The organism is Agrobacterium sp. rho-13.3, from assembly GCF_033957765.2.
In the GTDB taxonomy this organism is placed as follows: domain Bacteria; phylum Pseudomonadota; class Alphaproteobacteria; order Rhizobiales; family Rhizobiaceae; genus Agrobacterium.
Window position 1 is genome coordinate 1840100 of sequence record NZ_CP192774.1, and the last position, 23627, is coordinate 1863726.

Annotated in this window: 26 protein-coding genes; 17 read left to right on the top strand and 9 right to left on the bottom strand. The window is 55.8% G+C overall.

The window, feature by feature from the left end; genetic code table 11:
• Window positions 1-127: 127 nt before the first annotated feature.
• A protein-coding gene (locus tag RMR16_RS09170) for an IS3 family transposase (protein ID WP_432353455.1) occupies window positions 128-1266 on the bottom strand; the annotation gives its coding sequence in 2 pieces (ribosomal slippage) (window positions 128-1008 and window positions 1008-1266; 1140 coding nt in all).
• A 91-nt stretch (window positions 1267-1357) separates the two neighbouring features.
• On the opposite strand from RMR16_RS09170, the gene RMR16_RS09175 reads away from it, so the two are divergent.
• The gene (locus RMR16_RS09175; RefSeq protein ID WP_320198524.1) at window positions 1358-2248 is read left to right on the top strand and encodes a glycosyltransferase family 2 protein; all 891 of its coding nucleotides are present in this window, start codon (window positions 1358-1360) and stop codon (window positions 2246-2248) included.
• A gap of 8 nt (window positions 2249-2256) precedes the next feature.
• On the opposite strand, the gene RMR16_RS09180 is transcribed toward RMR16_RS09175, so the two are convergent.
• Window positions 2257-2724 carry an Lrp/AsnC family transcriptional regulator gene (locus RMR16_RS09180; protein ID WP_320198523.1) on the bottom strand — a complete coding sequence of 156 codons (468 nt, stop codon included), beginning with the start codon at window positions 2722-2724 and terminating at the stop codon, window positions 2257-2259.
• Between the two features lie 345 nt (window positions 2725-3069).
• Between RMR16_RS09180 and trxB the strand changes: the two genes are divergently transcribed.
• The 5 genes from trxB (at window position 3070) to RMR16_RS09205 (ending at window position 8192) form a co-directional block, all read left to right on the top strand.
• Window positions 3070-4044: a thioredoxin-disulfide reductase gene (gene trxB / locus RMR16_RS09185; protein ID WP_320198522.1), complete on the top strand. Its 975-nt coding sequence runs from the start codon at window positions 3070-3072 to the stop codon at window positions 4042-4044.
• Between the two features lie 23 nt (window positions 4045-4067).
• Window positions 4068-4964: a LysR family transcriptional regulator VtlR gene (locus tag RMR16_RS09190; protein ID WP_320198555.1), complete on the top strand. Its 897-nt coding sequence runs from the start codon at window positions 4068-4070 to the stop codon at window positions 4962-4964.
• A 608-nt stretch (window positions 4965-5572) separates the two neighbouring features.
• Window positions 5573-5863 carry an ArsR/SmtB family transcription factor gene (locus tag RMR16_RS09195; RefSeq protein ID WP_320198521.1) on the top strand — a complete coding sequence of 97 codons (291 nt, stop codon included), beginning with the start codon at window positions 5573-5575 and terminating at the stop codon, window positions 5861-5863.
• 147 nt (window positions 5864-6010) lie between these two features.
• Window positions 6011-7123 (top strand): alkene reductase, encoded by a 1113-nt coding sequence (locus RMR16_RS09200; RefSeq protein ID WP_320198520.1) that lies wholly within the window; start codon window positions 6011-6013, stop codon window positions 7121-7123.
• Between the two features lie 124 nt (window positions 7124-7247).
• A complete protein-coding gene (locus RMR16_RS09205; protein ID WP_320198519.1) occupies window positions 7248-8192 on the top strand; it encodes a LysR family transcriptional regulator in 945 nt (314 codons plus the stop codon).
• 21 nt (window positions 8193-8213) lie between these two features.
• Here RMR16_RS09205 and RMR16_RS09210 read toward each other — a convergent pair whose 3' ends face one another.
• Window positions 8214-8465 (bottom strand): DUF2188 domain-containing protein, encoded by a 252-nt coding sequence (locus tag RMR16_RS09210; RefSeq protein ID WP_320198518.1) that lies wholly within the window; start codon window positions 8463-8465, stop codon window positions 8214-8216.
• Window positions 8466-8654: 189 nt separating this feature from the next.
• Between RMR16_RS09210 and RMR16_RS09215 the strand changes: the two genes are divergently transcribed.
• A complete protein-coding gene (locus RMR16_RS09215) occupies window positions 8655-9761 on the top strand; it encodes a calcium:proton antiporter (protein ID WP_320198517.1) in 1107 nt (368 codons plus the stop codon).
• Between the two features lie 211 nt (window positions 9762-9972).
• Here RMR16_RS09215 and RMR16_RS09220 read toward each other — a convergent pair whose 3' ends face one another.
• Window positions 9973-11175 carry a pyridoxal phosphate-dependent aminotransferase gene (locus RMR16_RS09220; RefSeq protein WP_320198516.1) on the bottom strand — a complete coding sequence of 401 codons (1203 nt, stop codon included), beginning with the start codon at window positions 11173-11175 and terminating at the stop codon, window positions 9973-9975.
• Between the two features lie 271 nt (window positions 11176-11446).
• Between RMR16_RS09220 and RMR16_RS09225 the strand changes: the two genes are divergently transcribed.
• The 4 genes from RMR16_RS09225 to RMR16_RS09240 all read left to right on the top strand — a co-directional run bounded on the left by RMR16_RS09225 (window position 11447) and on the right by RMR16_RS09240 (window position 14533).
• On the top strand, window positions 11447-12376 hold the full coding sequence (locus RMR16_RS09225; protein ID WP_320198515.1) for an EAL domain-containing protein: 930 nt from the start codon (window positions 11447-11449) through the stop codon (window positions 12374-12376).
• Between the two features lie 157 nt (window positions 12377-12533).
• Entirely contained in the window at window positions 12534-12845 is a 312-nt protein-coding gene (locus RMR16_RS09230; RefSeq protein ID WP_320198514.1) for a hypothetical protein, read from the top strand.
• Window positions 12846-12974: 129 nt separating this feature from the next.
• The gene (locus RMR16_RS09235) at window positions 12975-13877 is read left to right on the top strand and encodes a DMT family transporter (protein ID WP_320198513.1); all 903 of its coding nucleotides are present in this window, start codon (window positions 12975-12977) and stop codon (window positions 13875-13877) included.
• A gap of 440 nt (window positions 13878-14317) precedes the next feature.
• Entirely contained in the window at window positions 14318-14533 is a 216-nt protein-coding gene (locus RMR16_RS09240) for a cold-shock protein (RefSeq protein ID WP_042617292.1), read from the top strand.
• 131 nt (window positions 14534-14664) lie between these two features.
• Here RMR16_RS09240 and RMR16_RS09245 read toward each other — a convergent pair whose 3' ends face one another.
• Window positions 14665-15309, bottom strand: coding sequence for an MBL fold metallo-hydrolase (locus RMR16_RS09245; protein ID WP_320198512.1), 645 nt, complete (start codon window positions 15307-15309; stop codon window positions 14665-14667).
• A gap of 232 nt (window positions 15310-15541) precedes the next feature.
• On the opposite strand from RMR16_RS09245, the gene RMR16_RS09250 reads away from it, so the two are divergent.
• From RMR16_RS09250 to RMR16_RS09265, 4 genes are all read left to right on the top strand, one after another.
• A complete protein-coding gene (locus tag RMR16_RS09250) occupies window positions 15542-16150 on the top strand; it encodes a DUF1236 domain-containing protein (RefSeq protein WP_320198511.1) in 609 nt (202 codons plus the stop codon).
• A 204-nt stretch (window positions 16151-16354) separates the two neighbouring features.
• Window positions 16355-16852 (top strand): MarR family winged helix-turn-helix transcriptional regulator, encoded by a 498-nt coding sequence (locus RMR16_RS09255; protein ID WP_413785958.1) that lies wholly within the window; start codon window positions 16355-16357, stop codon window positions 16850-16852.
• Between the two features lie 2 nt (window positions 16853-16854).
• The gene (locus tag RMR16_RS09260; protein ID WP_320198510.1) at window positions 16855-17568 is read left to right on the top strand and encodes a response regulator transcription factor; all 714 of its coding nucleotides are present in this window, start codon (window positions 16855-16857) and stop codon (window positions 17566-17568) included.
• Between the two features lie 42 nt (window positions 17569-17610).
• On the top strand, window positions 17611-18990 hold the full coding sequence (locus tag RMR16_RS09265; protein ID WP_320198509.1) for an ATP-binding protein: 1380 nt from the start codon (window positions 17611-17613) through the stop codon (window positions 18988-18990).
• 7 nt (window positions 18991-18997) lie between these two features.
• Here the strand turns inward: RMR16_RS09265 and RMR16_RS09270 are convergent, their stop codons facing one another.
• From RMR16_RS09270 to RMR16_RS09285, 4 genes are all read right to left on the bottom strand, one after another.
• Window positions 18998-19339 (bottom strand): tRNA-binding protein, encoded by a 342-nt coding sequence (locus tag RMR16_RS09270; RefSeq protein ID WP_320198508.1) that lies wholly within the window; start codon window positions 19337-19339, stop codon window positions 18998-19000.
• Window positions 19340-19348: 9 nt separating this feature from the next.
• Window positions 19349-20167: a pyrroline-5-carboxylate reductase gene (gene proC / locus RMR16_RS09275; protein WP_320198507.1), complete on the bottom strand. Its 819-nt coding sequence runs from the start codon at window positions 20165-20167 to the stop codon at window positions 19349-19351.
• Window positions 20168-20170: 3 nt separating this feature from the next.
• Window positions 20171-20671 carry a YbjN domain-containing protein gene (locus RMR16_RS09280; protein WP_320198506.1) on the bottom strand — a complete coding sequence of 167 codons (501 nt, stop codon included), beginning with the start codon at window positions 20669-20671 and terminating at the stop codon, window positions 20171-20173.
• 451 nt (window positions 20672-21122) lie between these two features.
• The gene (locus RMR16_RS09285) at window positions 21123-21386 is read right to left on the bottom strand and encodes an accessory factor UbiK family protein (protein WP_320198505.1); all 264 of its coding nucleotides are present in this window, start codon (window positions 21384-21386) and stop codon (window positions 21123-21125) included.
• Window positions 21387-21691: 305 nt separating this feature from the next.
• On the opposite strand from RMR16_RS09285, the gene lgt reads away from it, so the two are divergent.
• Both lgt and RMR16_RS09295 read left to right on the top strand, forming a co-directional pair.
• Window positions 21692-22504, top strand: coding sequence for a prolipoprotein diacylglyceryl transferase (gene lgt, locus RMR16_RS09290; protein WP_320198553.1), 813 nt, complete (start codon window positions 21692-21694; stop codon window positions 22502-22504).
• Window positions 22505-22519: 15 nt separating this feature from the next.
• Window positions 22520-23620: a class I SAM-dependent methyltransferase gene (locus RMR16_RS09295; RefSeq protein ID WP_320198504.1), complete on the top strand. Its 1101-nt coding sequence runs from the start codon at window positions 22520-22522 to the stop codon at window positions 23618-23620.
• Window positions 23621-23627: the final 7 nt, after the last annotated feature.

The following is a 23627-nucleotide window of genomic DNA, read 5'->3' on the forward strand; positions in this document are numbered from 1 at the left end:
GTTTTCGGCACAGGGTAATTTATCTTTCTCTCTCTCGCGTAGAGTTAAAACTTCAGACTCGGAAAGAGAGGTGGCTCGGTTCGTCTGAACAGTTTCGGGCGTTTCGTTAAGTGGATTTCCGCCTCGATTATGCCGCCACCATCATTGGTGCCAGCGCGTTGAAGTAAGCCTGATCCGGCGTCTGCCGGTCAAGGGATGAATGTGGGCGTCGACTATTGTAGAAGGTCAGATATCGGCCAATGCCGACGCGGGCTTCGGACACGGTTTGGTAGGCGTGGAGGTAGACCTCCTCGTATTTGATCGAACGCCAAAGGCGTTCCACGAAGACATTGTCCCGCCAAGCGCCCTTGCCATCCATCGAGATGGCGATTTCGGCTTTCTTCAACACTGCCGTGAAGTCCATCGAGATGAACTGCGATCCTTGGTCAGTATTGAATATGTCGGGTTTGCCATAACGGGCCAGCGCTTCCTCGACTGCTTCGATGCAGAAGGCTGCTTCCATCGTGATCGACAGCCGCCACGACAGAACCCGCCGACTGAACCAGTCCACGACGGCGCAGAGATAGACAAAGCCGCGAGCCATCGGAATATATGTCAGGTCCATCGCCCAAACCTGGTTGGAACGGGTCACCGCCAGCTTGCGCAGGAGGTAGGGATAGATTTTGTGACCGGGTGCTGGTTTGGATGTGTTCGGGCGACGGTATATGGCCTCGATGCCCATCTTCTTCATCAGCGTGGCGACATGCAGCCGCCCAGCTTCCAGCCCTTCTCCTCTCAAGAGCCCTTGCAACATCCGACTTCCGGCAAAGGGGTAGTCGAGATGCAACTCGTCAATCCGGCGCATCAGGGCAAGATCACCGTCAGGCACTGGACGAGGCAGATAGTAGACTGTGCCACGGCTGAAGCCGAGAAGCTTCGCCTGGCGCACGACGGATAGCTTGTGCTCGCGGTCGATCATTTCTTTCCGCCCAGCAATCCCGCCTTGCCGAGCGCACCGGACAAAAAATCATTTTCCAGCGTCAGTTCGCCGATCTTGGCGTGCAGCGTTTTGACGTCAACGGTCGGGCCTGCCGGTTCCGTCTTCCCTTCGTCGCCGAAAACGCCTGTCGCCCCTTCAAGGAGTTGGTCCTTCCACTGCTTGATCTGGTTGGCATGCACGTCGAACTGCTGGGATAATTCCACCAGCGTCTGCTCACCTCGGATGGCGGCAAGTGCCACCTTCGCCTTGAAAGCCGGGCTGTGGTTCCGGCGCGGTCGTCTCGTCATGGTATCTCCTGTTCCCGGCATCTAAGCCGAAGTCAGGCAGAAATTCCACTTATCCCCGCTGTGCAGATTTCCCGAGCCAGCTCTGTCTTCCATGGCACTAAAGCCCAAACCCGACAATTCGGGAGTGGATGTCGTATTCGTGTGCCGCAATGATATTCATCTCATAAACAGTTTCTTACTGCATTACAGAGCGTTAGGAGCAACACGATTTATTGCGGTTGATGATGCCTCGACTGACGGAACCAGAGAGCTGCTGCTAGAGCAACCTGACGTTGACGTGTGGGTGTCTCCTGTTCGCTATTCCGAAGCAAGACGCGGACGACAGTGGCGAGAGCAATTATTTGAGATTTACGGAAAGAATCGATGGTACGTTAACGTCGACTCCGATGAGTTTCTCGTATTTGCAGATAGTGAAACGCGCACAATCTCGGATCTGATAAAAGTATTGGAAGCTGCGGGAGACAAGCGGCTAGCAGCACCCATGTTGGATATGTACAGCGGCCTAGGTCCGAAGGAACTTGCCCCACAGGACCCACCGTGGCTTGTCTCCGATCATTTGGACACGCAGGGCTATGATATGGCTATCGAGAAACGCGGCATCAGCATCAAGGGTGGCCCACGCGGGCGTAAGTTTGGCGAAGACAATGAGTTGATGAAGTACCCGGTTATTTACTGGGATAACTCCTGCTATTTTGGCAGTAGCCCTCATCGGCCCCTACCCTACGGTCGTAACTTTCCGAAAATCTGGGGCGCTCTTTTGCACTTTAAATTTTTCGTGGATTATAAAGAAAAGATTGCGGAAGCTGTTCGCGAAAAGCAGCACTTTGGCGGTTCGGCGCATTACGTCAAGTTGCTTGAAGAAATCCACAATAAAGGATCGATCGATCTTTATGACGAAACCGTCTCGGTTAAATTTACAGGCTCGCAACAGCTCGTCGACTTGGGTTTCATGACACCGATCAGTTGGGACAAATTGAAGTAGAGCTGCCCTCACACCTCAACCAGCCCCACCCGTTTCACCTGCCGTATCGTCAGCATTGTCCGCACCGTTTCGACATGCTCGTCGGCCGTCAGCACTTCAATGACGAAATCCTGGAATTGGGTCAGGTTTTCGGCGGTGCAGTGGAGGAGGAAGTCGCTTTCGCCGGAGACCATCCAGGCTTGGCGGACCAGGGGCCAGCGGTCTGTGGCGGCAGCGAAGGCTTTTAGGTTGGCTTCGGATTGGCGCTTCAGACCCACCATGCAGAAGGCGACGAGGTCGAAGCCGAGCTTTGGGGCGTTCAGCATGGCGTGGTAGCCTTCGATGATGCCGGCCTCTTCCAGCTTGCGCACACGCCGCAGGCAGGGTGGTGCGGAGATGCCGACGCGATCGGCGAGGTCAACATTGGTCATGCGCCCATCGCGCTGCAATTCACGCAATATCTTCAGATCGATGGCATCGAGTTCGACGCTGGCCACTATGCTCTTCCTTTTTGAGCTAAAGCATGTCGCGCAAAAGTGTGCGGCGGTTTTGCGATAACGACATGCGTAAAAACAAAGAGCTAAAACCGATCGCGTGAATCCCTTCACGCGATCGGTTTTAGAATGCTTCCTTCTACTCTTCGCGCAGGGATTCGCAATAATCTTGCACCGCCGCGACACAAAATTACGTGTTCATACCCGTATGCTCTGTTGGAAATGCAATGCTGCCCTTGAATAACGGCACTGGACACTCTTAAATATCCTCCATTGAAGGGGTGCTTCGTAACCGCGCCAGCATAGTGGCGAAATATCCGGTTAGCCCTGTTTTGAAAGGAACGTTCCATGTCCGCCCGCCACACAAAGGTTTTGATCATCGGCTCCGGCCCCGCTGGCTACACCGCCGCGATTTATGCGGCGCGCGCCATGCTTGAGCCTGTTCTGATTGCTGGCATGGAACAGGGCGGCCAGCTGATGATCACCACCGATGTGGAAAACTATCCGGGCTTTGGCGATCCCATTCAGGGACCGTGGCTGATGGAGCAGATGCTGAAACAGGCAACGCATGTCGGTGCGGAAATCGTCAGTGATCTGGTGACGGACGTGGACACGACGAGCCGCCCGTTTACGGTGAAAACCGATTCCGGCGCTGTCTGGACCGCGGACACGCTGATTATCTCCACCGGTGCAAAAGCAAAATGGCTGGGTATTGAGAGCGAACAGCATTTTCAGGGCTTTGGCGTGTCCGCTTGCGCCACCTGCGATGGCTTTTTCTATCGCAACAGAGATGTCATCGTCGTGGGCGGCGGCAACTCCGCTGTCGAAGAAGCGCTATATCTGTCCAACATCGCCAAGTCGGTCACGGTCGTGCACCGCCGCGATAGTTTCCGGTCGGAAAAAATCCTTCAGGAGCGCATTTTTGCGAAGGAGAATGTCAAAATTCTCTGGAACACCGAGATTGCGGAAATCACCGGTACACCTGCCAAGCACCCCATGCCGCCATCGGTAACGGGCACGAAAATCCGCAACGTGAAAACCGGCGAAATCACGGAACTGCCGATCCATGGCGTTTTCGTTGCCATTGGTCACGCGCCAGCGGTGGAGCTTTTCGAGGGCAAGCTGAAGCTGAAGCCGAATGGCTATTTGTGGACTGCGCCTGATTCCACCGCCACGGATGTCGAGGGCATATTTGCCGCCGGTGATGTGACGGATGACACTTACCGCCAGGCGATTACCGCTGCTGGCATGGGCTGCATGGCCGCTCTTGAAGCGGAACGTTTTCTCGCAGCGCAAGCACCGCTTGCGATTGCCGCTGAATAAGAAAGGCTAAAAACCGCATGCCTATGCCATTGGACTGGGACAAACTGCGCATATTCCATGCGGCAGCGGAAGCTGGCTCTTTCACCCATGCGGCAGATAAGCTGCACTTGTCCCAGTCGGCCATCAGCCGCCAGGTCAGCGCGCTGGAGCAGGATGTCGGCGTCAAGCTGTTTCACCGCCATGCGCGGGGCCTCATTCTGACGGAACAGGGCGAGTTGCTGTACAGAACCGCGCATGACGTTCTGCTGAAGCTCGAAACCGTGAAGATGCAACTGACCGAGACGACGGAGAAGCCAAGCGGCAAGCTGCGCGTCACCACCACCGTGGGTCTTGGCCAGGGCTGGCTGACAGACAAGGTGCAGGAGTTTCTTCAGCTCTACCCGGAAATGGCCATCCAGCTTATTCTCGACAATGAGGAGCTGGACGTGAACATGCGCCATGCGGATTGCGCCATTCGCCTGCGCCAGCCGCAACAGTCGGACCTTATCCAGCGCAAGCTGTTTACCGTGCATATGCACGTTTATGCCGCACCCTCCTATATCAACCGATATGGAGAGCCGCAGTCCATAGAAGATCTGGACAACCACAAGGTGATCTCCTTTGGTGAACCGGCCCCGAATTATCTTCTGGACGTCAACTGGCTGGAAAATGCCGGGCGTTCATCGGACAATACCCGTCTGGCGCATTTGCAGATCAACAGCCAGACGTCGATCAAGCGCGCCTGCCTGCTGGGGATCGGCATCGCCTGCCTGCCGGATTACATCGTGGGGCGCGACCCCGGCCTCATCCAGCTCTCCCTGCCCGCAGACATCCCCTCCTTCGATACATATTTCTGCTATCCGGATGAGTTGAAGAATGCTGCAAAGCTGAAAGTTTTCCGTGACTTCGTGGTCGCCAAGGCGCGCAACTGGAACTTCTGATTTTCGCAAAGGCTGAAAATCATCTAACATGCCAATGAGAACAATGTGTTACCTCAAGCAATGCGCTCATATGACTCGCTTGCTGGCGGGTAGATTTGCGAAATAAATATGACGGGAAATAACAGTGATGCGCTTAGCGCATAGCTGCACTGCACAAAAAAGAGTTGCTGCCTGCCCAAAAAAGCACCATATCGCACACAGCTGATGCACACGGCGGCTTTTCCTCCCAGTTCCGCCGCGTCAGCTGTTCCCCTCTGGAGGTTTTTTAAACCTTCACACTTATAAGGGCCCTGGAGTAATCCGGTGGCCCTCTTTTTTTGCCCGCAATATTTTTCTCGCTACTTAGAGTTAATTAAACAAAACGCCCTTGTTCTTGCGTGCCTCCTTTTCCATATTCAGTGCAGCTATCGCGGTGCCTCTTGCATTCGATAGCTGTTCCCCTCTGGAGGTTATGACCTTCAAAACTATCGGGCCGCGGAGAAATCCGACGGCCCTTTTTTTTTAAACAGACATGCAACAAAATTTCTCATCATAAAAATTCGCCCTCCGCCCTTGATATCGACTTTTCCCGATATAAATATCGCTATGTCCAGATATGCGGAAATGAGATGAACCACGAAGACGCTTTAAAGGCCATTGCCAACCCCGTACGCTTGAAGTTCCTCGAATGGCTGAAAGAGCCGGAGCGGCACTTCAATCAGGCGCACCCGTTTACCATGGGCGTTTGCGCACACCAGTTCGAGATCAGCGGCCTTTCACAATCCACCGTCTCCTCCCATCTTGCGGCCTTGCAGGCTGCGGGGTTGGTCAGGTCACGCAAGGTCGGTCAATGGAACTTCTATGAACGCGACGAGGAAAACATCGCAACATTTCTCAATTTTCTGAACCAGAAGCTTTAAGCACCGGACCGAAAAGTGCGAAGCGGTTTTCGGATCGTCCGGCGCTTCACAAACAACATAGAGCGGCGGGACTATTCCCGTTTTTTCTCCTGCCGCTCTAGGCGCACCTCAAGCGCTCTCTATCAACCAGAAGAGAAAGCCCATCCCATGACAAAATTGTTCGAACCGGCACAGGCAGGCGATATCGCACTGGCAAACCGCATCGTTATGGCACCGCTGACCCGCAACCGTTCTCCGGGCGCAATTCCAAACAATCTCAATGCGACCTATTACGAACAACGTGCCACCGCTGGCCTGATTGTGACTGAAGGTACACCGATCTCTCAGCAAGGTCAGGGCTATGCAGATGTGCCGGGTCTTTACAAGGCAGAGGCCATCGCAGGCTGGAAAACGGTAACGGATAGCGTCCACAAGGCCGGCGGCAAGATCGTCGCGCAAATCTGGCATGTGGGACGAGTCTCCCACACATCGCTTCAGCCACATGGTGGCCAGCCTGTTGCGCCCTCGCCCATCAAGGCAAATTCCAAGACCTACATCATCAATGATGATGGCACCGGCTCGTTTGCCGATACCTCGGAGCCACGGGAACTAGGCTTGGCCGAGCTTCCAATTATTCTGGAAGATTATCGCACGGGTGCCCGTGCGGCGATTGATGCCGGCTTTGACGGCGTGGAAATTCACGCGGCGAATGGATATCTGATCGATCAGTTCCTGAAATCCGGCACCAACCACCGCACAGATTCTTACGGCGGCTCCATCGAAAACCGTGCCCGGTTCCTGCTTGAAGTCGTCGACACCGTTGCCAAGGAAATCGGCGCTGGCCGCACCGGCATTCGCCTTTCCCCGGTGACGCCTGCCAACGACATCTTCGAGGCAGAACCGCAGCCACTGTTCGATTACGTGGTCAGCCAGCTCGGCAGCCGTGGCCTTGCCTTCATCCACGTCATTGAAGGTGCAACGGGCGGCCCCCGTGATTTCAAACAGGGTGACAAGCCGTTTGATTACGACGCGCTGAAAGCCGCATACGCCCATGCTGGCGGCAAGGGTCTATGGATCGCCAACAACGGCTACGACCGCGACAGCGCCATTGCCGCAGTCGATAGCGGCAAGGCGGATGCCATCGCATTCGGCAAGGCCTTCATCTCCAACCCGGACCTGGTGCGTCGTCTTGAAGAAAACGCGGCACTGAACGAGCCGAACCAGCCGACTTTCTACGGCGGCGGCGCTGCCGGTTACACCGACTACCCAGCACTAGGATAATCACAATAAAACGCCGCGCGCTCACAGGATCGCGCGGCGTTTTTGTTTTGCGCTTTGACCGCCCCTTGACTCCGGAATGCCTATACGAAAATGCTTCGTAAATTGGTTGGCTATACGGATTTCGATGATACGAGAGCAGCAGATAAGTTGGGACTATTACCGCACATTCCTCAACGTCATGAGGGATGGCTCCCTATCTGCGGCGGCACGCGAACTGGGCATCACCCAACCCACGGTCGGTCGTCACATCACAGCGCTTGAAGACGCCATCGGCTTTCAGCTTTTTATTCGCTCTCCGCACGGTTTGGTGCCTACGGACGCGGCGATTGCTCTCAAACCCTATGCGGAAAATCTCTCGGCAACGGCGTCAGCCCTCATGCGCGCAGCCTCCGGTGAAGTGGGCAAGATCGAGGGTGCGGTTCGCATCAGCGCATCGGATGTCATTGGTGTGGAAATTCTGCCACCGATCATCGCATCGCTTCAGGAGACCTATCCGAAGCTGGAAATAGAGCTTTCGCTGTCCGATACGCTGGAAGACCTGTTGCGGCGGGAAGCGGACATCGCCATTCGCATGACGGAACCGGTGCAGGACGCCATCGTCATGCGCTATATCGGTAATTTCAGGATGGGGTTTCACGCAACGGACGGCTATCTCCAGAAGGCGGGAACACCGATTTCAAAGCAGGATCTCGATAACCACCGGCTCATCGGCTTCGATCGCAAAACGCCGTTCATTCGTGCCGTCATTCAACGCATGAAAAAGGACAATCCTTCTATGCCCGACGCCGATCTTATTCGGTTCGCTTTGCGGGCAGATAGCAGTCTCGCCCAGCTTTCAATGATCCGGGTGGGCGGAGGAATAGGCATGTCTTTGATTAGCCTTGGGCGAAAAGACGAACACCTTCGCCATATTCTGCCCGGAATGGAAGTGCCACTGCACACTTGGGTGGCCATGCACGAGAACTTGCGAACCTCGCCGCGCTGCCGTGCCGTCTTCAGCGCGCTGGTGGACGGGTTGAAAGCCTATCTCAAGACAAACGACCCGGATGCGATATCGGCGAAGCGGTGAAATGAAGCGTGGCACAGGGCATTAACCGGCCGATCTATCCACCACTTCTGCTTCCGGCCGGTCGCCGCCCTGGCTGTATTCCTCATGCCAGCGGCCGCGCTCATCCTGAAAGCTGATTTCCTCATCCTCGCCACCAACCTGCTGTTCGGCAGCGGCGATGCGAGCGGCCTGCACGGCATCGGAATGCGTCGGAAATGTCTCGGAGTAGGCACCGCTCATCCGGTAGGCCCACCCGCCATCATGCTCCACAACTTCATATACCACTTTGGTCATGCATACTTCCTCCTGATATCTTGAAGGATCGTCGCAACCATTGCCGCGAATGCGCATTTGAGGACTGGATCGCAGCACTGTCGCTATGTCCTTGAGATATACTATCCTACCAAAACGCCCATAGTGCAAATCCTGCATAGTGTCGCAGCATCTGCAAATGATCGGTCTCATGTCATCCAAGGGGGAAACATGTCAGTTGCAACCACGCTGAAACAGGAACGCATGTTGCTGGCGGCGGTGCCGGTCGCCGTGGCCGCCTACGTCGCTGAACACGCCCTGATGGAGCAGAGCAAAATGCTCTCTTTCATCGTTGCGGCAGGCTTGATCGGCGTCATCATTCTGGTGTCGATGCGGGTCGCACATCACGCCGAAATTCTGGCAACGAAGGTCGGCGATCCCTACGGCACCATGATCCTCACTTTATCGGCCGTGGCCGTGGAGGTGCTGATCCTCGCCATCATCATGAGTGAGTCCACCTCCCCCACACTGGTGCGCGATACGATCTATTCCGCCGTGATGATCGACATCAACGGCATCCTCGGCATCGCCGCCCTGCTCGGCGGTCTTCGCCACGGTGAGCAGCCCTATAATGACGATTCCGCCCGCACCTATGTTGTCATGATCCTGACCGCCATGGGCATCTCCATGATCGTGCCGGAGTTCATTCCCGAGGCGAAGTGGCATTTCTATTCGATGTTTACGATAGGCGCGATGATCGCGCTCTACGGGCTGTTCCTCAAAATGCAGGTTGGGCCACACAGCTATTTCTTCAGCTACAGCTATCCGCGAACCGAGCGCAGGAAGACTGCAGCCGAACAACATGCGGATGACGAGGAAGACAGACCGGCCTCCTACTCCATCGGCGTCATTCTCATTGGCGTTGTGCTGATCGGCATTCTGGCAGAATTCATGTCCGCCTTTCTCACCCACGGGCTGGAAGGCAGCGGTGCGCCCGTCGCTCTGATGGCCGTGGTCGTCGCCACAATTTCCGCAGCACCGGAGATCATGACCGCCATGCGCTCGGCTTTGCGCAACCGTATGCAGTCTGTCGTGAATATCGCTCTGGGCGCATCGCTTTCAACCGTCATCCTGACCGTGCCGGTGATGGAAGCGATTGCGCTCTACACCGGCCAGCCCTTTATCATGGCGATGACGCCGGTGCAGACGGTCATGGTGTTCATCACGTTGATAGCGGCTGCGATAAACCTCAATGACGGTGAGACGAACGCGATTGAGGGCATGACGCATTTCATTCTATTTGCTGCGTTCGTGATGCTGCTGTTTTTGGGGCTTTAACCGCCTCAACCTCCGTCATGCCGCACTTGATCCGGCATCCAGCCTCATGCGTCTGCATGAGATAAGACTCTTTTGCGATCAAGGACTTGATCGCACTGGATCCCGGATCAGGTCCGGGATGACGGCGGGTGAGGACTTTGCCTTCGAACCAACTGTCACCAAACAAAAAGCCCGGCATAACTGCCGGGCTTTTTCTCAATCCAATCAAACCTTAGCGGCAGTTTGCGCAGAAACGCTGAATGCGGTTGCACGCTTCTTCCAGCAATTTCTCCGATGTGGCGTAGGAGATGCGGAAGTTGGGGCCGAGGCCGAAGGCAGAACCGTGAACCACGGCAACGCCTTCTGTTTCCAGAAGCTCGGTGACGAAGTCTTCGTCGGTTTCGATGACCTTGCCCGACGGTGCGGTCTTGCCGATCAGGCCAGCGCAGGACGGGTAAACGTAAAACGCACCTTCCGGCATTGGGCAATTGATGCCCTTGGCCTGATTGAGCATGGACACCACAAGGTCACGACGGCCTTCGAAGATTTTCTTGTTGGCCGGAATGAAGTCCTGTGTACCGTTCAACGCTTCGACAGCGGCCCACTGCGCGATGGATGTCGCGCCAGAGGTCTGCTGACCCTGGATCATGTCCATGGCCTTGATGAGCGCCAGCGGGCCAGCAGCGTAACCAATACGCCAGCCTGTCATGGCATAGGCCTTGGAAACACCGTTCATGGTCAGCGTGCGGTCATAGAGCGAAGGCTCCACTTCCACAGGTGTCACGAACTTGAAGTCGCCATAGGTCAGGTGCTCATACATGTCGTCGGTCAGAACCCAGACATGCGGGTGCTTGACCAGCACGTCGGTCAACGCCTTCAACTCATCGTGGGTGTAAGCCGCGCCCGATGGGTTGGACGGCGAGTTGAAGATGAACCACTTGGTCTTTGGCGTAATCGCCTTTTCCAGTGCTTCAGCCTTCAGCTTGAAATTATCTTCCAGCGTGGTGTTGACGAAGACGGGCGTGCCGCCGCAGATCGACACCATTTCCGGGTAGCTGACCCAGTAAGGTGCTGGAATAACAACTTCATCGCCGGGGTTAAGCGTCGCCATGAAGGCGTTGAAAAGAATCTGCTTTCCACCGGTGCCAACAATTGTCTGCTCTGGCTTGTACTCAAGACCGTTTTCGCGCTTGAACTTTTCAGCAATCGCCTTGCGCAGTTCAGGAATACCCGAAACCGGCGTGTATTTGGTTTTGCCTGCGTTAATCGCGGCAATGGCTGCTTCCTTGATATTGTCGGGCGTATCGAAATCCGGCTCGCCTGCGCCAAGGCCAATCACATCGCGGCCCTGTGCCTGTAGTTCACGGGCTTTCTGAGCAACGGCAATAGTGGCGGACGGCTTTACACGGGAGAGAATGTCGGCAAGGAAGGCCATTTTTATCGGTCCTATTGAAATTGACATCGGCAGACGTTTGCGAGGGTCGCTCTCTGCGGCAAGTGGTATGTCGAAAGACGCACATTGTTTCAAGGGCAAAAGCCACGAAAACGTTACGTCAGGACCAATTCCAGCAAAACTGTGAAGCCGTTTCGCGTCCCAAATTGCGTGACAACGAAAACCTCCTGGGTTTTCAAACGGGGTTTAACTGGCGAGTAACGCTTTGTATGTTAACCTCCCCCGGTTGAAATGATTTTCTGGATAGAACGCCGTGGCACCGAAAAGCATTTTCTCAAATCTTCTGCGGGAAGCCGATGGGTCTTGGTCCACGGCCTATGCCCCCTTTACCCTCAAATCTGCCCTTCAGCCCATCTTTCGCCGTCTGTCAGATGGACGTTTCGACATCGATTCCTTCGAAGGTCTGGTACGCCCCTATCAGGGCTCGCAACTGCTCTCGCCCGCGCAGCTTTTTGCGCAGGTGCCGCCTGAAGACATCGAGGCGATGGACAGCATTCTGCGCACCATCCACATTCTCAACACCGGTGCGCTGGAACGATCCCGCGCCCGCATCTTTGTCAATTTCCATCCCGGCCTGTTTCGCACACCGGGCAAGATGCGTCAGGAAGTGGAACGGATGCGGCTTTCCGCCCATGAAGCCGGGATGTCGCCAGACCGCATCGTCTGCGAAATCGCCGAAAAGAATGCCTCGGATACCGGACTTGTGGCAGACTTTGCCGACCACATGCGCGCCATGGGGTTTCGCGTTGCCATCGCCGATTACGGCGCGGGTGATTCCGACATAGAGCGCGTCAAGCTCATCAAGCCAGACTACGTGAAGTTCGAAACCGCATGGGCGCGGCAGTTCATGCGCAATTCCGCAGGCGCTGCCCTTTTGCGCGTCATCGTCAAACAGTTTGTAGGCGAAGGCATAGAGCCGGTGTTCGAAGCCCTGGAAGACGAGCAGGAAATCGAGCTTTGCCTCGACCTCGGCGTTGCACTGATGCAGGGTTATGCGCTGGCAAAGCCGGAACTGGCACCCACGACATTCAATGAACGGTTCCCCGAACTGCTGGGTGCCAGCCGCGCAGCCATGTTCGACACGCGCCGCGACGCCTTAGCCCAAGCCCCGTTACGCGCAGCATCGGGCCTTGAACCACGGGGCATAAAACCAGTCCGAACCTTCGGAAAACGCGGAACTTGACGGGTTTTTACACCCCGTTAACCTTTGCCTTGGTATCGCCACAATAAATACGCCGGACTGTCTGAATTCGGTCCACAAGACGTCCATTTCGGAGCCTCTTTTAGAGCCTGTCGCGAAAAAATGTGCGTGCGATAAGAGTGAAAAAAGGGACCGGACCATGTTTCTCAATGATCGCAATTCGGCGGACCGGCTGAGAACACAAAGAATGCTGTTTTCATTGTGGATGGCACTGGCTGCACTCATGGTCATCATCACCATGGCCGCGGGGCTGGCCACCACATCGCACGCCACGGAAATGGTCGATCAAATCCACACCTCCGCCATTGCCGCCGCCCCCATCTCCAAAGCGTCCGATCGCATTTTCGTTATCGCGCTGGTGGTGACGGGTTTTGTCACCATGGCCATTGGCGGCATCGTTTTGACATTGAACAGCATTCGCGAGACGTCGACGCGTCACAATCGCGATTAATATTGGCAGTTCTTGCCGAACCAAACCGATCCTGATACATCACCGGCGAAACGGGCACTTTGCCATTTCCAATCCATTGTGGTGTTTAAAGGTTGCGCCCACGCGCAGCCTTTTGTTTTTGGTGGTTCCATGACGCGCATTCAGGCCAATCTTGTTCTCTTGCTCGCAGCTGCGATCTGGGGCGGCGGCTTTGTCGCGCAATCGACCGCCATGGACAACATCGGCCCGTTCTGGTTCGTCGGTCTTCGTTTCGCCATCGCGGCGATTGCCGTCTTGCCATTCGCCCTGATGGAAACCCGCAAGATGAAGTCGGCTCCGAGCCGTGGCGAGATCAGAGCCTTCATGCTGGTGGGCCTTGCTCTGTTTATGGGCGCCACCACCCAACAGGTGGGCTTGCTGACAACAACCGTGACCAACTCCAGCTTCCTGACCGCCCTCTACGTCATCTTCGTACCGGTCATCGCAGTCGTCCTCTATCGCCGCCACCCGCACTGGGTCGTGTGGCCGGGCGCATTGATGATGTTGGGCGGCATATTTCTGCTGTCCGGCGGCGCGATCAATCAGCTCACGACAGGCGATACGCTGAGCATCATCTGCGCTTTCTTCTGGGCCATCCAGATCACGCTGGCGGGGCGTTTCGTCATGCAGAGCAACCGACCGCTGGCATTGTCCTGCACGCAATTTGCCGTCTGCGCAGGTCTGAGCATGTTGATCGGGGTTTTCATAGAACCCATCAATACCGCGGCCATCGCATCTTCACTCACTGAAATCATCTATGTCGGGCTGGTGTCGTCCGGGCTTGCGTTCGTGCTGCAAGTCGTTGCCCAGCGTTATACAACGGCTCCGCAGGCCGCTATCTTCCTGTCCTCCGAGGCCTTGTTCGGCGCGCTCTTCGCATCGATCTTCCTACAGGAAACAATTCCCGCAGCAGGATATGTGGGCTGCGCCATTATTTTCGCCGCCATTTTGCTGGTAGAACTGGTTCCTGAGATATCCAAGCGGCGCAACAGCCGTCTTGCTGCCGAAATATGAGATTTTTCTGCTTTTTCCTGTTACGATAAAATTTACGCCTTACACGCGAAAATAGGCGTCAAATCATATCGCCAACGATGTTTTCTTTTCACCACGCCGAAAACATGAGAAAAATTCTGCCGGTCCTGTCGTCAGCCGTTTAATCCCGGCTGCGGAGCATGAAATATGCGTAAAAACTTTTGCTTGCCAATTTAAAATAAACACAGCAATCTGTTGCGGTTCGGGCAAGTTGTGAGCATGGGAAGGCCTATAAATGAATGCTCCGGGGATACAAATACCTCGGGCGGCGGGGACAAAATAACGTTGATCAGAACGTCAAAAACTTTCCACGCGAAGGTCCACTTTCTCAATTATCAAAAACTGCCTGCCGTACGCCCTCACGGGCAAAACTGTAATGCTGCCTGGAGCTGAACACAGGCAGAGCGAAAAGGACCTGATGCATGGCCGAGACTGGCACTGTTAAATTCTTCAATACGGACAAAGGCTTCGGCTTCATCAAACCAGACAATGGTGGCGCCGATATCTTCGTTCACATCTCTGCCGTACAGGCTTCCGGCCTGTCCGCCCTTTCAGAAAACCAGAAAGTGAGCTTCGACACTGAACCAGATCGTCGTGGCAAGGGACCGAAGGCAGTCAATCTTCAGATTGATGGCTGAACCTAACGACTTTCTCTTCTCGTTGAAGCCCGGCAGGAATGCCGGGTTTTTTTATGCCTGCTAATGCAGATAGTTTGCAGAAAACATTGTCGACGATAGCGTGTACTGTGACAGAAAGCGGTCCTTACGCTCTAAATGCCCCGCAAATAAGGGTTGGTGCGGCGTTCTTCGCCAATCCGTCCACCGGGTCCATGCCCGCAGATAAAACCGACGTCATCTCCAAGTGGCAAAACCTTTTCACGGATAGAGGCCAGCAACTGCTCGTGATTGCCGCCGGGAAGATCCGTGCGCCCGATCGAACCGCTGAACAGCACGTCACCCACATGGGCAAAACCTTGTTCGCGGTTGTAATAAATGACGTGGCCCGGCGCATGGCCTGGGCAATGGTAGACCTCGAAATGATGGTCGCCAAAGGAAATGGTGTCGCCGTCATTCAACCAACGGTCCGGCAATACATTTTGAAGGCCTGTTATGCCGTATGTCTGTGCCTGCGTTTCAATGCGCTCAAGCAGCGGCTTGTCATCTTCATGAGGGCCGATGATCGGCAAGGACAGCTTTTCTTTAAGTTCCTTGGCACCGCCGGCATGGTCCAGATGGCCATGGGTCAGCCAGATTTCTTTCAGCGTAATGCCATTTTCCGTAACGGTCTGGATAATGACATCCACATCACCGCCCGGATCGACGATCACGCCTTCCTTGGTGTCTTCATCGAAGAGTATGGTGCAGTTTTGCTGGAATGGCGTAACCGGGACAACGCCCGCCTGTAACTTGCCCATCGTCTCTTCCTTTGCTTCGAAACACCGTTTTCTATAGCCCGGCAAATTGTGCGGCACAACAATAGCCAAAAAATTCCGCGCCGGTTTACAGCGAATGTGGCGGCCAAAAACCGTCAAAAAATCAGCGACATGCCTGCGATCCGAGGCCCATCGGTCCGTTTAGCAATCACGAAAACGGGAACAGACCCGCAAGTCATGCGTTCTTGCCCCAGTCTTCAAAGGAGTGAGACACATGAACACGAAGCTGAAACTTATGATCGCCGGTGGCGCTTTTGCGCTGCTTTCCGGATATGCGAATGCGGCGATGGTTGCCACCACAGCCTCGGACATTTCCGTGCGGTCAGGTCCAGGCGAAGATTACCCGGAACTTGGCCTTGCAACACGCGGCAGTAACGCAGTTCTCGATGGATGTCTGGATGGCAGCGCATGGTGCCGCATTGAGGTGAACGGTCTTCGCGGCTGGGCCAATGCCGATTACCTGAATGTGATGTATGAAGGTTCACCCGTTATCCTGCGCGAACGCCGCGCCGATATCGAGGTTCCTGTCGTGACCTATGAAAAAACCTCAAGCGTTCAATCGGAGCCAAACCCCGGCGACCCAAACCTTGGCCGCGTGGAAGATGTCGACGCCATCACGCCCCCTGAAACCGTCATCACCTACATGGACGAACATCCCGGTGACGATGTGAGCATAGAGGGCGATGTCGTTCTTGGTGGCACTCTCCCTGCCGGTACACAACTGGGCGCCATTCCGGATTATGAATATCGCTACGTGCGCGTCAACGACCGTTCCGTTCTGGTTGAGCCACGCACACGTCGTATCGTTTACGTGTACCAGTAACGATTTCCAGCCTGAGTTTGAACAAGAGAGCGCGGCATGTCCGCGCTCTTTTTGTATGTCCGCTTCTGGATCTCGTATAATGTCGTTGATGTTCAACCTGCGGCATATTATCGAACGCAACAGAAAATGATCGCAGGCATCCTCCCTGCGCCACATATTTTCAGATAGTCTTGCGTTTTGCGTGAATAAAACAAAGGAACGACAGTGCCTGCCCAATCGATGAAAAAGGCCGCCGTCAAACAAGCCCCGGCTCTTCCGCATGTCGATGATGGAAAAATCGACTTCGATACGATTGAGGCTTTCTTTTTTGCGTATCGGGATTTCGTGTCCGACCCCGACGTCATTCTGTCCAAGCTGGAATATGGCAGAGCGCACCACCGCGTCGTTTATTTCGTGTGCCGCCAACCGGGCATGACCGTAGCCGACCTTCTGGATACGCTGCAAATCACCAAGCAGAGCCTCGCCCGGGTGTTGAAGCAATTGATCGATGACGGCTACATCCGCCAGATGGCAGGGCCGGAAGATCGCCGCCAGCGCAGGCTTTATCCCACCCTGACCGGGCGCGAACTGGCACTGGCGCTCAGCGATCCGCAATCCAAACGCATTGACCGCGCACTTGAGGCCATGCAGCCAGAGGCGCGTGCGCATGTGCGTGAGTTTCTGGCGCGGATGCGCGATCCGGTACCGCAGGAGAGCAAATAACAATGTCAACCAATGCGACGAAACAGCCATTGGCTGAAGATGACGCCCCTCACCTCCTGATCGTCGATGACGATGCGCGCATCCGCGCTCTGCTTCAGCGCTTTCTGGGTGACAAGGGTTACCGGATTACATCAGCCGCAGATGCCGCAGAAGCCCGCCGCAAAATGCTGGGCATCCGGTTTGATCTTCTCATTCTCGACGTGATGATGCCCGGCGAAAACGGCCTCTCGCTCACCCGTTCTCTGAATGAAGACAAATCCGTTCCGGTCATCCTGCTCACGGCCCGCTCGGAAGCCGATGCGCGTATCGCGGGCTTGGAAGCCGGTGCGGACGATTATCTGGCCAAGCCTTTCGATCCGCGTGAACTGGTGCTGCGCATCAACAATATTCTGAGGCGCAATTCGTCGCCCGATACGCCGAAGATCGAACAGATCATCTTCGGCCCCTACAATTTCTCCGTTCCGCGCAAGGAACTGCGGCGTGGTGCCGAAGTTATCCGGCTGACGGACCGCGAGCAGGACATCATGTTGCTTTTTGCCCTGCGCGCCGGAGACACCATTCCGCGGCACGAGCTGGTGGACGCCGATGCGGATGTGGGCGAACGGACCATCGACGTGCAGATCAACCGCTTGCGGCGCAAGATCGAGGACGATCCTGCAAACCCCGTTTATTTGCAGACCGTGCGCGGCATTGGTTACCGTCTCAGCGTTGATTAACGATCGCGTTGCCCGCACGCCAATTCGAACAGGCGAGAAAATATGGCAAGCCTTGATTTCATAAATGCCGCGAGAAACAGTGCGCCTGCGCGTGCATGGCGTTTTTCCGTGCGCTGGCTTCGCCACTTCCTGCCGACCGGCCTCTACACGCGCTCTCTGCTCATCATCATCCTGCCGATGGTGTTGCTGCAAGTGGTCGTTGCCGCCGTATTTATGGAACGCCATTGGCAAATGGTGACGGAGCGGCTCTCCGCCGCCGTCACCCGTGATATCGCCGCCGTCATCGAACTGTTGGAAAGCGACCCGGAAGAAGACGATTATCAGCGCGTTATCCGCATCGCACGCGAGCGCCTCGATCTCAGCATCTATATCGAGCCGAAGTCGGAACTGCCCGCTCCACGCCCCCAGCCATTCTTTTCGATTCTCGACACCATTCTCGCCGACCAGATTCAGCAGCAAATCGGCAGACCTTTTTGGCTGGATACATTCGGAAACGGCGCATTGGTGGAAATCCGCATCCAGCTGGATGACAAGACATTGCGTGTCTTCACCCGCCGCAGTCAGGCTTATGCCTCCAACACCCATATTTTCCTTGTCTGGATGGGTGGTGCGTCACTGGTGCTGCTCGGCATCTCTATCCTGTTTCTGCGCGGCCAGATTCGTCCTATTCTGGCCTTGGCAAAAGCGGCGGAAAGTTTTGGGCGTGGCCAGAAAATCACCGCCTATTCGCCACGCGGTGCCGATGAAGTCCGCCGCGCCGGCCTTGCCTTCATCCTGATGCGTGAACGCATCGAACGGCAGATGGAGCAACGCACCGCCATGCTGAACGGTGTCAGCCACGATCTGCGCACCATCCTCACCCGCTTCAAGCTTCAGCTTGCGCTGGCCAGCGATAATCCTGATCTGGAGGGGTTGGACAAGGACGTGGATGATATGCAGTCCATGCTGGAAGCCTATCTCGCCTTTGCCCGCGACGATGCGGAAGAGAGCGTCGGGAAGCTGGAATTGACGCCTTTGCTCGACAGGCTGACCAGCGACTTCCAGATGTTTGGAAAAACCATGCATTACAAGCTGAACGGTATCGAAGAGTTACCCGTTCGGCCCAACGCCTTCTCCCGGCTGATCGGCAATCTGGCGGCCAATGCGCAACGTTATGCTACAACGCTCAACATCGACCTTCGCCGCGCGCCGAAATCCATCACCCTGGTTTTCGACGATGACGGACCGGGCGTGCCGGCTGAATCCCGTGAAGATGTGTTCAAGCCATTTTTCCGGCTGGACGAGGCACGCAACCTCAATGATTCAGGAACCGGCCTTGGGCTTTCCATCGTGCGTGACATTGCTCGCAGCCATGGCGGCGATGTGACGCTGGATGACAGTCCTCTGGGTGGACTGCGGGTTATCGTGAAAATTCCGGCCTGATCGCCGTTCAACACATCTTCTCGCCATTCGGAACAGCTTGTTCCACACTGGCGAGAACGATAGCGCCATCCTTATCGGCAAAACCAAGGGTCAGCACTTCGGAGCGAAATGGCCCGATCTGTCGTGGCGGGAAGTTGACGACGGCCAGAACCTGGCGGCCCACCAGCGTTTCCAGTGTGTAGTGAACGGTAATCTGCGCGGAAGACTTTTTGACGCCGATCTCCGGTCCGAAATCTATTCTGATCTTGAAGGCAGGCTTGCGTGCTTCAGGAAAGGGCTCGGCTTCGATGATGGTGCCGACACGAATATCGACCTTTTCGAAATCCGCGTAGCTAATCTCTTCGCTCATGAGACCCTCTTAAACGGCCAGTTCTTCGGCGCGTTTTTTAGCAGCCGCAATGGCCTTGTCGAAAAGCGGCTGCATACCGTCATCCGCCATCAAAACCGAAAGCGCCGCAGCCGTGGTGCCGCCGGGCGATGTGACGTTCTTGCGCAGACGTGATGCATCTTCGGAGGATTGATAAAGCAATTCGCCAGCCCCAGCGACGGTTTCCCGCGCCAGACGCATGGCAAGGTCTTCCGGCAGACCGGCTTTGCGGCCTGCTTCTGCCATGCATTCCACAAGATAAAACACATAGGCAGGCCCGCTGCCTGAAAGTGCGGTCACGGCGTCGATATCGCCTTCCGTCGCCACCCATTCCACCGGCCCGCTGACCTTCAGCAAGGTCTCGACCAGCGCCCGCTGCGGCTCTGTCACCGCGTCATTGGCGTAAGCACCCGTCACGCCGCGCCCTACCATGGCTGGTGTGTTGGGCATGGCGCGAATGGCAGCGCTTTTGCCAAGCGCCGCTTCAATACCAGACAGCGTCTTACCCGCCGCGATGGACACCACAACCGTTTGCGGCCCGACCAGCGACGTCAATGACGGCAAAACAGCGTCCATGAGTTGCGGCTTGACGGCCAGAAACAGAATTCCAGCCGCAACGTCTTTCGGTGCCTCGGTCAGATGCGTCGCACCCGCCTCGGAAATCACCCGCTTCATCGCATCAGAGGGGCCGGGATCGACAACGATGATCGAAGACCCCGTAACACCCTTTTTCAGCCAGCCCGACAGCAGGGCGCCGCCCATATTGCCAGCGCCGATGAGGACAAGCGGACCCGATGCGAGAGACACCATGATTTAAGCCTCGCCAACCGTCTCGAAAAGGGCGGCTTCCATGGCAGCCTTTGCTTCCATGCCAGACCAGACAACGAACTGGAATGCCTGAAAATACTGCTCGCAGGCTTCAAGAGCGCTGGACAGAAGCACTTCCACCTGCTGGTTTGTCGGCTCTGCACCACCCGCCAGCAAAAGCGACTGACGGAAAATGATGACATCTTCCTGACGCCACAGATCGAAATGACCCATCAGCGTCTGTCCGTTGACATGCGCCAAAAGGCGAATGACCTCGTTGACCCGGTGGTCGGCCACCTTGATGTCGAATGCACAGGCCAGATGCAGCGCTTCAAACTGCTCCATCCATGAAAACGAGACATGATAATCAGCCCACCGGCCTTCTACCGTCATGGCGATTTCGTCTTCGCCGGAGCGCTCGAACGTCCAGTCGTTGGACGCGGCAACGAACTCGATCATATCGACCGGGTTGGAGTGACGCTCGACTTCAAATTCCATTAGGCTCATACGGCACCTTCTCAGCCGGAGATGAATGTTCTGTTTCGCACGCAAAGCACAAAAACGCACACACAACCGCCGGGTTACGACACTTTGGGATGATGCCCGACGCCGCCAGAATAAAGCTGTTACCCTGTCTGGAGCTTACCGAGTGAATTACGAATCATCATGTAAAATCAGTGTATAACGAGCGAGTCTCGACGCCACCCCCTGCTTTGCGGTTTTACAATCAGAACGGTGGATATCTCCTCTCTCAACACGTCAGTTGTGAGTCATAACTGACTCTGCCAATTGTGTTTTTCGCGTGTTTCCACAGACGTTAAAAAATTCTGAATGAAATCGCTTGCTACGCCGTGCCGAATCCCCACTCGGCAAAAAACTGCATCAAAACAAGACAAAAACGAAAAATGCCGGACCTTGGAAAAGGCCCGGCATCAGAATCAATTGCGTTTGTTGCGGCTTAGGACGCGGTCGTGGAGAGCTTTGCTTCCAACGCGTCGAGACGGGCGCGCAGCGCATCGTTTTCGTCGCGCGCCTGAATTGCCATCTCGCGCACGGCCTCAAACTCTTCGCGCTTGACCAGATCAAGGCTGTTCAGCCAGCGTTCGGCCTGCGCGTGAAAAGCAGATTCCACTTCCTTGCGCATGCCTTGAGCGGCCCCTGCGGCGTCCGTCATCAGCTTTGCGAATTCATCGAAAATACGGTTGGTTCCTGTCGTACTCATGGTGCGATGCCCTCGTCAGTATCCGGGAAGGCCACTCGCCTCGTCCGGTTCATATCTTTCAGGTAGGCACTCACATATGCCGTTGCAAGCAAAATCAGGGAAAGGCGCTGCGGTAACTCTGTTTCATGGTGCCACGATCGTGCCGAAGAATCGCCTTGACCACACCCTTTTCAGCCGCCATTTTCCCGCACCGGGAGAAGACCATCGGATATCCGTTTTTTCTAGCACGCGGAAATCGTCTTTTCCCTCAACGCAATGACCATGGAATACGCGAATTGTTTGCACCGCTTGCCCAGTTTTCGATCATGCCGTTCCCGAATATCGACCCCGTGGCCTTTGCCATAGGGCCGCTGGCGATCCATTGGTATGGCATCGCTTATGTCTTCGGCATTCTGCTGGGCTGGTATTATGCCCGCCAACTGAGCCTCACCGACAGCCTCTGGCCGCATGACAAATCCCCGGTAACGCCTGTGCATCTGGATGATTTCATTGTCTGGGCAGCGGTTGGCATCGTGCTTGGCGGACGCATCGGCTATATTCTGTTTTACGATCTGGGTGCAATTCTCGCCAATCCCATCCGTGCGTTGCAAATATGGAATGGCGGCATGTCGTTCCACGGAGGCCTCATCGGCACCACCATTGCCATGCTGCTGTTTGCCCGCCGCAACGGCATTCCGGTCTGGAGCATGTTCGACATCATCGCGGCTGTCGCTCCGCTTGGCCTGTTTTTCGGACGCATCGCCAACTTCATCAATGGCGAATTGTGGGGCAGAATAACCGACGTGCCGTGGGCAGTCGTGTTCCCCACCGGGGGACCGTTTGCGCGCCACCCCAGCCAGCTCTATGAGGCAGGTCTGGAAGGGCTTGTGCTTGTGCTTATCCTTGCGATCCTGATCTATGGGTTCAAGGCGCTCAAAACTCCCGGCACCGTCACCGGCGTTTTTGTCTGCGGTTATGCGCTGTCCAGAATCTTTGTGGAGTTTTTCCGCGAGCCGGATGCGCAAATCGGATATCTTGCCGGGAACTGGCTAACCATGGGCATGGTTCTCTCCACGCCTATGTTTCTTTTGGGTGTTTGGGCAGTTGTACGCGCGCGTCGCGCCGCAGCCCTCCATTAAACCGGGTGAGATGCCATGTCGACACCACTCGCACGCCGCATTAAATCGCTGATCCGCCTCAACGGTCCGTTGAGCGTGACCGATTTCTTTTCGCTCTGCCTCGCAGACCCGGAACATGGCTACTACAAAACCCGTCAGCCGTTTGGCCGCACCGGCGATTTTGTAACTGCACCGGAAGTCAGCCAGCTGTTCGGAGAGATGATCGGCGTATTCATCGTCCACGCATGGCAGCGGCACGGCACGCCTGCCAATGCCCGCCTTGTGGAAATCGGCCCCGGTCGCGGCACGATGATGGCGGATATGCTGCGTGTCATTCAGCGCATCGCGCCACCGCTTTACGAGACCATGAGCGTCCATCTGGTGGAAACCAGCCCGCGCCTGACCGACACGCAGAAAGAAACGCTGGCAAGCCACGGAGACAAGATCGCCTGGCATGAGAGCTTCGACGACGTGCCCCCCGGCTTCCTGCTGATTGCTGCCAACGAACTTTTCGATGCCATTCCCATCCGCCAGTTCGTCAAGACACCGCAGGGCTTCCGCGAACGGGTGGTGGCGCTGAATGCCGAAGACGAACTTGTCTTCACCACCGGCCTTGCCAGCATCGATCCAGAGCTGCTGCCCCCTCTGCCGGAACGTCAGCCGACGGGCACGATTTTCGAATATTCTCCTGCGCGTGAAGCGGTGATGACGGCCATATCCCAGCGGCTGAAAATCAACGAGGGCACGGCTTTAATCATCGACTATGGCCATATCGTTTCGGGTTATGGCGATACCTTGCAGGCCATGCGTATGCACGAGTTCGATCCTGTTCTGGCCAGCCCCGGCGAGGCGGATTTAACCAGCCATGTGGATTTCGAAAGTCTGGTGAACACAGCCGAAAACAATGGCATTCACGTCAATGGCTGCTTGCGGCAGGGTGATTTTCTGTACGGCCTGGGCTTGAAGGAACGTGCGACGGCACTCGCCGCCAAGGCAACGCCGGATCAAACCCTGGCAATTGCCGAGGCGGTCAACCGTTTGGCGGGCGAAGGTGCGGGCAAGATGGGCGAACTTTTCAAGGTGCTTGCCGTCTCCAGTTCACCCGTGCATCTGTTGCCATTCCGCGCACTGGATTGACATCTCC